The sequence below is a fragment of the Serratia sp. Ae19-1 genome (assembly GCF_059801225.1).
Genome location: NZ_JBCHWD010000018.1, coordinates 1 through 8,446 on the forward strand (window position 1 = coordinate 1; position 8,446 = coordinate 8,446).

The following is an 8,446-nucleotide window of genomic DNA, read 5'->3' on the forward strand; positions in this document are numbered from 1 at the left end:
TCGAGGCCTCGGACTAGCGGATCAGTGAGGGTTTGCAACTGCGGGTCAAGGATCTGGATTTCGATCACGGCACGATCATCGTGCGGGAGGGCAAGGGCTCCAAGGATCGGGCCTTGATGTTACCCGAGAGCTTGGCACCCAGCCTGCGCGAGCAGGGGAATTGATCCGGTGGATGACCTTTTGAATGACCTTTAATAGATTATATTACTAATTAATTGGGGACCCTAGAGGTCCCCTTTTTTATTTTAAAAATTTTTTCACAAAACGGTTTACAAGCATAAAGCTCCTCGGACTACCTGGTATGAGTCAGCAACACCTTCTTCACGAGGCAGACCTCAGCGCTAGCGGAGTGTATACTGGCTTACTATGTTGGCACTGATGAGGGTGTCAGTGAAGTGCTTCATGTGGCAGGAGAAAAAAGGCTGCACCGGTGCGTCAGCAGAATATGTGATACAGGATATATTCCGCTTCCTCGCTCACTGACTCGCTACGCTCGGTCGTTCGACTGCGGCGAGCGGAAATGGCTTACGAACGGGGCGGAGATTTCCTGGAAGATGCCAGGAAGATACTTAACAGGGAAGTGAGAGGGCCGCGGCAAAGCCGTTTTTCCATAGGCTCCGCCCCCCTGACAAGCATCACGAAATCTGACGCTCAAATCAGTGGTGGCGAAACCCGACAGGACTATAAAGATACCAGGCGTTTCCCCCTGGCGGCTCCCTCGTGCGCTCTCCTGTTCCTGCCTTTCGGTTTACCGGTGTCATTCCGCTGTTATGGCCGCGTTTGTCTCATTCCACGCCTGACACTCAGTTCCGGGTAGGCAGTTCGCTCCAAGCTGGACTGTATGCACGAACCCCCCGTTCAGTCCGACCGCTGCGCCTTATCCGGTAACTATCGTCTTGAGTCCAACCCGGAAAGACATGCAAAAGCACCACTGGCAGCAGCCACTGGTAATTGATTTAGAGGAGTTAGTCTTGAAGTCATGCGCCGGTTAAGGCTAAACTGAAAGGACAAGTTTTGGTGACTGCGCTCCTCCAAGCCAGTTACCTCGGTTCAAAGAGTTGGTAGCTCAGAGAACCTTCGAAAAACCGCCCTGCAAGGCGGTTTTTTCGTTTTCAGAGCAAGAGATTACGCGCAGACCAAAACGATCTCAAGAAGATCATCTTATTAAGGGGTCTGACGCTCAGTGGAACGAAAACTCACGTTAAGGGATTTTGGTCATGAGATTATCAAAAAGGATCTTCACCTAGATCCTTTTAAATTAAAAATGAAGTTTTAAATCAATCTAAAGTATATATGAGTAAACTTGGTCTGACAGTTACCAATGCTTAATCAGTGAGGCACCTATCTCAGCGATCTGTCTATTTCGTTCATCCATAGTTGCCTGACTCCCCGTCGTGTAGATAACTACGATACGGGAGGGCTTACCATCTGGCCCCAGTGCTGCAATGATACCGCGAGACCCACGCTCACCGGCTCCAGATTTATCAGCAATAAACCAGCCAGCCGGAAGGGCCGAGCGCAGAAGTGGTCCTGCAACTTTATCCGCCTCCATCCAGTCTATTAATTGTTGCCGGGAAGCTAGAGTAAGTAGTTCGCCAGTTAATAGTTTGCGCAACGTTGTTGCCATTGCCTGGTATGAGTCAGCAACACCTTCTTCACGAGGCAGACCTCAGCGCCGGCGGTCGAGTGGCGACGGCGCGGCTTGTCCGCGCCCTGGTAGATTGCCTGGCCGTAGGCCAGCCATTTTTGAGCGGCCAGCGGCCGCGATAGGCCGACGCGAAGCGGCGGGGCGTAGGGAGCGCAGCGACCGAAGGGTAGGCGCTTTTTGCAGCTCTTCGGCTGTGCGCTGGCCAGACAGTTATGCACAGGCCAGGCGGGTTTTAAGAGTTTTAATAAGTTTTAAAGAGTTTTAGGCGGAAAAATCGCCTTTTTTCTCTTTTATATCAGTCACTTACATGTGTGACCGGTTCCCAATGTACGGCTTTGGGTTCCCAATGTACGGGTTCCGGTTCCCAATGTACGGCTTTGGGTTCCCAATGTACGTGCTATCCACAGGAAAGAGACCTTTTCGACCTTTTTCCCCTGCTAGGGCAATTTGCCCTAGCATCTGCTCCGTACATTAGGAACCGGCGGATGCTTCGCCCTCGATCAGGTTGCGGTAGCGCATGACTAGGATCGGGCCAGCCTGCCCCGCCTCCTCCTTCAAATCGTACTCCGGCAGGTCATTTGACCCGATCAGCTTGCGCACGGTGAAACAGAACTTCTTGAACTCTCCGGCGCTGCCACTGCGTTCGTAGATCGTCTTGAACAACCATCTGGCTTCTGCCTTGCCTGCGGCGCGGCGTGCCAGGCGGTAGAGAAAACGGCCGATGCCGGGATCGATCAAAAAGTAATCGGGGTGAACCGTCAGCACGTCCGGGTTCTTGCCTTCTGTGATCTCGCGGTACATCCAATCAGCTAGCTCGATCTCGATGTACTCCGGCCGCCCGGTTTCGCTCTTTACGATCTTGTAGCGGCTAATCAAGGCTTCACCCTCGGATACCGTCACCAGGCGGCCGTTCTTGGCCTTCTTCGTACGCTGCATGGCAACGTGCGTGGTGTTTAACCGAATGCAGGTTTCTACCAGGTCGTCTTTCTGCTTTCCGCCATCGGCTCGCCGGCAGAACTTGAGTACGTCCGCAACGTGTGGACGGAACACGCGGCCGGGCTTGTCTCCCTTCCCTTCCCGGTATCGGTTCATGGATTCGGTTAGATGGGAAACCGCCATCAGTACCAGGTCGTAATCCCACACACTGGCCATGCCGGCCGGCCCTGCGGAAACCTCTACGTGCCCGTCTGGAAGCTCGTAGCGGATCACCTCGCCAGCTCGTCGGTCACGCTTCGACAGACGGAAAACGGCCACGTCCATGATGCTGCGACTATCGCGGGTGCCCACGTCATAGAGCATCGGAACGAAAAAATCTGGTTGCTCGTCGCCCTTGGGCGGCTTCCTAATCGACGGCGCACCGGCTGCCGGCGGTTGCCGGGATTCTTTGCGGATTCGATCAGCGGCCGCTTGCCACGATTCACCGGGGCGTGCTTCTGCCTCGATGCGTTGCCGCTGGGCGGCCTGCGCGGCCTTCAACTTCTCCACCAGGTCATCACCCAGCGCCGCGCCGATTTGTACCGGGCCGGATGGTTTGCGACCGCTCACGCCGATTCCTCGGGCTTGGGGGTTCCAGTGCCATTGCAGGGCCGGCAGACAACCCAGCCGCTTACGCCTGGCCAACCGCCCGTTCCTCCACACATGGGGCATTCCACGGCGTCGGTGCCTGGTTGTTCTTGATTTTCCATGCCGCCTCCTTTAGCCGCTAAAATTCATCTACTCATTTATTCATTTGCTCATTTACTCTGGTAGCTGCGCGATGTATTCAGATAGCAGCTCGGTAATGGTCTTGCCTTGGCGTACCGCGTACATCTTCAGCTTGGTGTGATCCTCCGCCGGCAACTGAAAGTTGACCCGCTTCATGGCTGGCGTGTCTGCCAGGCTGGCCAACGTTGCAGCCTTGCTGCTGCGTGCGCTCGGACGGCCGGCACTTAGCGTGTTTGTGCTTTTGCTCATTTTCTCTTTACCTCATTAACTCAAATGAGTTTTGATTTAATTTCAGCGGCCAGCGCCTGGACCTCGCGGGCAGCGTCGCCCTCGGGTTCTGATTCAAGAACGGTTGTGCCGGCGGCGGCAGTGCCTGGGTAGCTCACGCGCTGCGTGATACGGGACTCAAGAATGGGCAGCTCGTACCCGGCCAGCGCCTCGGCAACCTCACCGCCGATGCGCGTGCCTTTGATCGCCCGCGACACGACAAAGGCCGCTTGTAGCCTTCCATCCGTGACCTCAATGCGCTGCTTAACCAGCTCCACCAGGTCGGCGGTGGCCCATATGTCGTAAGGGCTTGGCTGCACCGGAATCAGCACGAAGTCGGCTGCCTTGATCGCGGACACAGCCAAGTCCGCCGCCTGGGGCGCTCCGTCGATCACTACGAAGTCGCGCCGGCCGATGGCCTTCACGTCGCGGTCAATCGTCGGGCGGTCGATGCCGACAACGGTTAGCGGTTGATCTTCCCGCACGGCCGCCCAATCGCGGGCACTGCCCTGGGGATCGGAATCGACTAACAGAACATCGGCCCCGGCGAGTTGCAGGGCGCGGGCTAGATGGGTTGCGATGGTCGTCTTGCCTGACCCGCCTTTCTGGTTAAGTACAGCGATAACCTTCATGCGTTCCCCTTGCGTATTTGTTTATTTACTCATCGCATCATATACGCAGCGACCGCATGACGCAAGCTGTTTTACTCAAATACACATCACCTTTTTAGACGGCGGCGCTCGGTTTCTTCAGCGGCCAAGCTGGCCGGCCAGGCCGCCAGCTTGGCATCAGACAAACCGGCCAGGATTTCATGCAGCCGCACGGTTGAGACGTGCGCGGGCGGCTCGAACACGTACCCGGCCGCGATCATCTCCGCCTCGATCTCTTCGGTAATGAAAAACGGTTCGTCCTGGCCGTCCTGGTGCGGTTTCATGCTTGTTCCTCTTGGCGTTCATTCTCGGCGGCCGCCAGGGCGTCGGCCTCGGTCAATGCGTCCTCACGGAAGGCACCGCGCCGCCTGGCCTCGGTGGGCGTCACTTCCTCGCTGCGCTCAAGTGCGCGGTACAGGGTCGAGCGATGCACGCCAAGCAGTGCAGCCGCCTCTTTCACGGTGCGGCCTTCCTGGTCGATCAGCTCGCGGGCGTGCGCGATCTGTGCCGGGGTGAGGGTAGGGCGGGGGCCAAACTTCACGCCTCGGGCCTTGGCGGCCTCGCGCCCGCTCCGGGTGCGGTCGATGATTAGGGAACGCTCGAACTCGGCAATGCCGGCGAACACGGTCAACACCATGCGGCCGGCCGGCGTGGTGGTGTCGGCCCACGGCTCTGCCAGGCTACGCAGGCCCGCGCCGGCCTCCTGGATGCGCTCGGCAATGTCCAGTAGGTCGCGGGTGCTGCGGGCCAGGCGGTCTAGCCTGGTCACTGTCACAACGTCGCCAGGGCGTAGGTGGTCAAGCATCCTGGCCAGCTCCGGGCGGTCGCGCCTGGTGCCGGTGATCTTCTCGGAAAACAGCTTGGTGCAGCCGGCCGCGTGCAGTTCGGCCCGTTGGTTGGTCAAGTCCTGGTCGTCGGTGCTGACGCGGGCATAGCCCAGCAGGCCAGCGGCGGCGCTCTTGTTCATGGCGTAATGTCTCCGGTTCTAGTCGCAAGTATTCTACTTTATGCGACTAAAACACGCGACAAGAAAACGCCAGGAAAAGGGCAGGGCGGCAGCCTGTCGCGTAACTTAGGACTTGTGCGACATGTCGTTTTCAGAAGACGGCTGCACTGAACGTCAGAAGCCGACTGCACTATAGCAGCGGAGGGGTTGGATCTAGTTCTAGCTAGTTCTAGAGCGGCCCCTATCGTTTCCACGATCAGCGATCGGCTCGTTGCCCTGCGCCGCTCCAAAGCCCGCGACGCAGCGCCGGCAGGCAGAGCAAGTAGAGGGCAGCGCCTGCAATCCATGCCCACCCGTTCCACGTTGTTATAGAAGCCGCATAGATCGCCGTGAAGAGGAGGGGTCCGACGATCGAGGTCAGGCTGGTGAGCGCCGCCAGTGAGCCTTGCAGCTGCCCCTGACGTTCCTCATCCACCTGCCTGGACAACATTGCTTGCAGCGCCGGCATTCCGATGCCACCCGAAGCAAGCAGGACCATGATCGGGAACGCCATCCATCCCCGTGTCGCGAAGGCAAGCAGGATGTAGCCTGTGCCGTCGGCAATCATTCCGAGCATGAGTGCCCGCCTTTCGCCGAGCCGGGCGGCTACAGGGCCGGTGATCATTGCCTGGGCGAGTGAATGCAGAATGCCAAATGCGGCAAGCGAAATGCCGATCGTGGTCGCGTCCCAGTGAAAGCGATCCTCGCCGAAAATGACCCAAAGCGCGGCCGGCACCTGTCCGACAAGTTGCATGATGAAGAAGACCGCCATCAGGGCGGCGACGACGGTCATGCCCCGGGCCCACCGGAACGAAGCGAGCGGGTTGAGAGCCTCCCGGCGTAACGGCCGGCGTTCGCCTTTGTGCGACTCCGGCAAAAGGAAACAGCCCGTCAGGAAATTGAGGCCGTTCAAGGCTGCCGCGGCGAAGAACGGAGCGTGGGGGGAGAAACCGCCCATCAGCCCACCGAGCACAGGTCCCGCGACCATCCCGAACCCGAAACAGGCGCTCATGAAGCCGAAGTGCCGCGCGCGCTCATCGCCATCAGTGATATCGGCAATATAAGCGCCGGCTACCGCCCCAGTCGCCCCGGTGATGCCGGCCACGATCCGCCCGATATAGAGAACCCAAAGGAAAGGCGCTGTCGCCATGATGGCGTAGTCGACAGTGGCGCCGGCCAGCGAGACGAGCAAGATTGGCCGCCGCCCGAAACGATCCGACAGCGCGCCCAGCACAGGTGCGCAGGCAAATTGCACCAACGCATACAGCGCCAGCAGAATGCCATAGTGGGCGGTGACGTCGTTCGAGTGAACCAGATCGCGCAGGAGGCCCGGCAGCACCGGCATAATCAGGCCGATGCCGACAGCGTCGAGCGCGACAGTGCTCAGAATTACGATCAGGGGTATGTTGGGTTTCACGTCTGGCCTCCGGACCAGCCTCCGCTGGTCCGATTGAACGCGCGGATTCTTTATCACTGATAAGTTGGTGGACATATTATGTTTATCAGTGATAAAGTGTCAAGCATGACAAAGTTGCAGCCGAATACAGTGATCCGTGCCGCCCTGGACCTGTTGAACGAGGTCGGCGTAGACGGTCTGACGACACGCAAACTGGCGGAACGGTTGGGGGTTCAGCAGCCGGCGCTTTACTGGCACTTCAGGAACAAGCGGGCGCTGCTCGACGCACTGGCCGAAGCCATGCTGGCGGAGAATCATACGCATTCGGTGCCGAGAGCCGACGACGACTGGCGCTCATTTCTGATCGGGAATGCCCGCAGCTTCAGGCAGGCGCTGCTCGCCTACCGCGATGGCGCGCGCATCCATGCCGGCACGCGACCGGGCGCACCGCAGATGGAAACGGCCGACGCGCAGCTTCGCTTCCTCTGCGAGGCGGGTTTTTCGGCCGGGGACGCCGTCAATGCGCTGATGACAATCAGCTACTTCACTGTTGGGGCCGTGCTTGAGGAGCAGGCCGGCGACAGCGATGCCGGCGAGCGCGGCGGCACCGTTGAACAGGCTCCGCTCTCGCCGCTGTTGCGGGCCGCGATAGACGCCTTCGACGAAGCCGGTCCGGACGCAGCGTTCGAGCAGGGACTCGCGGTGATTGTCGATGGATTGGCGAAAAGGAGGCTCGTTGTCAGGAACGTTGAAGGACCGAGAAAGGGTGACGATTGATCAGGACCGCTGCCGGAGCGCAACCCACTCACTACAGCAGAGCCATGTAGACAACATCCCCTCCCCCTTTCCACCGCGTCAGACGCCCGTAGCAGCCCGCTACGGGCTTTTTCATGCCCTGCCCTAGCGTCCAAGCCTCACGGCCGCGCTCGGCCTCTCTGGCGGCCTTCTGGCGCTGAGGTCTGCCTCGTGAAGAAGGTGTTGCTGACTCATACCAGGCCTGAATCGCCCCATCATCCAGCCAGAAAGTGAGGGAGCCACGGTTGATGAGAGCTTTGTTGTAGGTGGACCAGTTGGTGATTTTGAACTTTTGCTTTGCCACGGAACGGTCTGCGTTGTCGGGAAGATGCGTGATCTGATCCTTCAACTCAGCAAAAGTTCGATTTATTCAACAAAGCCGCCGTCCCGTCAAGTCAGCGTAATGCTCTGCCAGTGTTACAACCAATTAACCAATTCTGATTAGAAAAACTCATCGAGCATCAAATGAAACTGCAATTTATTCATATCAGGATTATCAATACCATATTTTTGAAAAAGCCGTTTCTGTAATGAAGGAGAAAACTCACCGAGGCAGTTCCATAGGATGGCAAGATCCTGGTATCGGTCTGCGATTCCGACTCGTCCAACATCAATACAACCTATTAATTTCCCCTCGTCAAAAATAAGGTTATCAAGTGAGAAATCACCATGAGTGACGACTGAATCCGGTGAGAATGGCAAAAGCTGGCCGCCACGGCGATATCGGATCCATATGACGTCGACGCGTCTGCAGAAGCTTCGAATTCGAGCTGGCACGACAGGTTTCCCGACTGGAAAGCGGGCAGTGAGCGCAACGCAATTAATGTGAGTTAGCTCACTCATTAGGCACCCCAGGCTTTACACTTTATGCTTCCGGCTCGTATGTTGTGTGGAATTGTGAGCGGATAACAATTTCACACAGGAAACAGCTATGACCATGATTACGCCAAGCTATTTAGGTGACACTATAGAATACTCAAGCTATGCATCCAACGCGTTGG

Annotated in this window: 8 protein-coding genes and 4 pseudogenes; 3 read left to right on the forward strand and 9 right to left on the reverse strand. The window is 57.8% G+C overall.

Going from position 1 to position 8,446, the window contains the following annotated elements:
• Positions 1–17: 17 nt before the first annotated feature.
• Together AAIE04_RS24880 and AAIE04_RS24885 are read left to right on the forward strand one after the other, a co-directional pair.
• Positions 18–155 (forward strand): annotated as a pseudogene (locus AAIE04_RS24880) (tyrosine-type recombinase/integrase); the annotation flags it as partial.
• A gap of 686 nt (positions 156–841) precedes the next feature.
• Positions 842–955, forward strand: coding sequence for a hypothetical protein (locus AAIE04_RS24885; RefSeq protein WP_059570819.1), 114 nt, complete (start codon positions 842–844; stop codon positions 953–955).
• Positions 956–1,315: 360 nt separating this feature from the next.
• On the opposite strand, the pseudogene AAIE04_RS24890 reads toward AAIE04_RS24885, so the two are convergent.
• The 7 genes and pseudogenes from AAIE04_RS24890 to tet(A) all read right to left on the reverse strand — a co-directional run.
• Positions 1,316–1,633: pseudogene (locus AAIE04_RS24890) on the reverse strand (serine hydrolase); the annotation flags it as partial.
• 486 nt (positions 1,634–2,119) lie between these two features.
• Positions 2,120–3,193, reverse strand: coding sequence for a replication initiator protein A (locus AAIE04_RS24895; protein ID WP_033483887.1), 1,074 nt, complete (start codon positions 3,191–3,193; stop codon positions 2,120–2,122).
• Positions 3,194–3,385: 192 nt separating this feature from the next.
• Positions 3,386–3,601: a plasmid partition protein ParG gene (locus tag AAIE04_RS24900; RefSeq protein ID WP_017154883.1), complete on the reverse strand. Its 216-nt coding sequence runs from the start codon at positions 3,599–3,601 to the stop codon at positions 3,386–3,388.
• Positions 3,602–3,621: 20 nt separating this feature from the next.
• Complete coding sequence (gene parA / locus AAIE04_RS24905; protein WP_017154884.1) at positions 3,622–4,251, reverse strand: ParA family partition ATPase; 630 nt, start codon at positions 4,249–4,251, stop codon at positions 3,622–3,624.
• Between the two features lie 86 nt (positions 4,252–4,337).
• Positions 4,338–4,553: a hypothetical protein gene (locus AAIE04_RS24910; protein WP_017154885.1), complete on the reverse strand. Its 216-nt coding sequence runs from the start codon at positions 4,551–4,553 to the stop codon at positions 4,338–4,340.
• The gene (locus tag AAIE04_RS24915; RefSeq protein WP_017154886.1) at positions 4,550–5,236 is read right to left on the reverse strand and encodes a recombinase family protein; all 687 of its coding nucleotides are present in this window, start codon (positions 5,234–5,236) and stop codon (positions 4,550–4,552) included. The genes AAIE04_RS24910 and AAIE04_RS24915 overlap by 4 nt, the downstream gene beginning before the upstream one ends.
• 235 nt (positions 5,237–5,471) lie before the next feature.
• A complete protein-coding gene (tet(A), locus tag AAIE04_RS24920; RefSeq protein ID WP_011645018.1) occupies positions 5,472–6,671 on the reverse strand; it encodes a tetracycline efflux MFS transporter Tet(A) in 1,200 nt (399 codons plus the stop codon).
• Between the two features lie 105 nt (positions 6,672–6,776).
• Between tet(A) and tetR(A) the strand changes: the two genes are divergently transcribed.
• A complete protein-coding gene (gene tetR(A), locus AAIE04_RS24925) occupies positions 6,777–7,427 on the forward strand; it encodes a tetracycline resistance transcriptional repressor TetR(A) (protein ID WP_000164043.1) in 651 nt (216 codons plus the stop codon).
• A 172-nt stretch (positions 7,428–7,599) separates the two neighbouring features.
• On the opposite strand, the pseudogene AAIE04_RS24930 reads toward tetR(A), so the two are convergent.
• Positions 7,600–7,794: pseudogene (locus AAIE04_RS24930) on the reverse strand (IS5/IS1182 family transposase); the annotation flags it as partial.
• Between the two features lie 92 nt (positions 7,795–7,886).
• Positions 7,887–8,153, reverse strand: a pseudogene (locus AAIE04_RS24935) (phosphotransferase); the annotation flags it as partial.
• Between the last annotated feature and the right edge of the window lie 293 nt (positions 8,154–8,446).